General features: G+C 74.0%; 1 protein-coding gene and 1 pseudogene. Both read right to left on the reverse strand.

Going from position 1 to position 454, the window contains the following annotated elements; translation table 11 throughout:
• A partial coding sequence (locus LPA54_RS38455; RefSeq protein WP_228985020.1) for a hypothetical protein occupies positions 1 to 247 on the reverse strand: 247 nt, incomplete at its 3' end.
• Positions 247 to 454 (reverse strand): annotated as a pseudogene (locus LPA54_RS38460) (NAD(P)/FAD-dependent oxidoreductase); the annotation flags it as partial. The gene LPA54_RS38455 and the pseudogene LPA54_RS38460, both read right to left, overlap by 1 nt.

Genomic DNA, 454 nt, shown 5'->3' on the forward strand with positions numbered 1-454 from the left:
GGTCGCCGACGTGCAGCTCGATGCCGTGGTCCTCGAGGAACGCCAGGTCGGTCAGCGACAGGTCCTCGGGCGTCCGCCCGGCGAAGTACGAGGTGAGCTGCACGCGGTCGTAGGCGGGACGCGGCTCCTCGCACAGCACGACCACGCGGTGCGTGGCGGTCAGGCCGCGCTCGGCGAGCGCCTCCAGGAAGCGCTGGCCGACCATGCCGTGGCCGACGAGCACGATGGTCGAGGTGTCCGTGGGCATCAGGAGCCTCCGTCGTTGGTGAGCAGGTGGAGCAGGGGCCCGCCGTCGGACGGGAGCGGCTCTGCTCCCTCCCAGGCGCGCGCCAGGGCGCCGACGGTGCCGAGTTCGCCGACCAGCACGCCGCCGACCAGGCGGTCGTCGCGGACCACGACCTTGCGGTAGGTGCCGCGGGTGGCGTCGGCGAGCTGCACCACGTCGTCGCCCGGC

It is taken from the genome of Streptomyces sp. DH12, from assembly GCF_020873895.1.
Classification (GTDB): domain Bacteria; phylum Actinomycetota; class Actinomycetes; order Streptomycetales; family Streptomycetaceae; genus Streptomyces.